The sequence below is a fragment of the Arthrobacter sp. 10T419 genome, from assembly GCF_056394105.1.
The window spans coordinates 1-415 of record NZ_JBFTHF010000056.1 but is presented as its reverse complement, the minus strand read 5'-3'; the positions used below and the strand labels follow the sequence as shown (position 1 = coordinate 415).

Below are 415 nucleotides of genomic sequence, written 5' to 3'. Positions count from 1 at the left end.
TCATCCCGGATGCGCCGACCCTGGTGCGCAGCCTCGCCCTGCAGTTCAACCCCCGGGGCGGGGAAGAGTGGCGAACCGCGATGATCGACATTCCGGTCTTCCCGTTCGCCAACGTGCAGGCGTTCTACGATCAGATGATCGCTTCGGTTCCCGATCAGCAGACCGGCAAGCCAGACCCCGAGAAGATGAAGACGTTCGCCGCGACGCATCCAGAGTTCGGGTCAGCCATCGCCATCGTGAGCAAGCGTGCGGTGTCTTCTGGCTTTGCAAACGACACCTACAACGGACTCGACACCTTCCTGTTCGTCAACAAGGCAGGCGTCGCCATACCGGTGCGGTGGTCCGCCGTTCCTGTGCGAGCGTTCGCGCCGGCCGGTCCCCCATCGCACAACGATCCCAACTACCTCTTCGATGG

The 415-nt window shown here is 62.9% G+C and carries 1 protein-coding gene; it reads left to right on the top strand.

Features of this window, described 5'->3' with window-relative positions:
- A partial coding sequence (locus AC1DBD_RS17855) for a catalase family protein (RefSeq protein WP_476982727.1) occupies nt 1-415 on the top strand: 415 nt, incomplete at both ends.